Raw genomic sequence first — 242 nt, 5'->3', positions numbered from 1 at the left:
CACTGGCAGAATCTGTTTATGCAGTATGACGCCTGGGGCAACCTGGTCCGCCGCCGCAGTGGTCTGTATGAACAGCACTATGCCTGGGATGCAGAAAACCGCCTGATATCGGCGCAGGGAACCGGCCCGCTGGGGCGTTTTCAGGCGCACTATCAGTATGATGCGCTGGGCAGACGTACGCGAAAACAGGTCGCCACCGCCCACGGCACCACCGAAACCCGCTTCCTCTGGCAGGGATACCG

At 61.2% G+C, this 242-nt stretch carries 1 pseudogene; it reads left to right on the top strand.

Going from position 1 to position 242, the window contains the following annotated elements:
- Positions 1-242, top strand: a pseudogene (locus NNO04_RS22750) (RHS repeat-associated core domain-containing protein); the annotation flags it as partial.

The organism is Citrobacter sp. Awk 4 (assembly GCF_028069725.1).
Taxonomy (GTDB): domain Bacteria; phylum Pseudomonadota; class Gammaproteobacteria; order Enterobacterales; family Enterobacteriaceae; genus Citrobacter_D.
The sequence above is the reverse complement of the archived record's forward strand: the minus strand, read 5'-3'. Positions and strand labels throughout refer to the sequence as shown.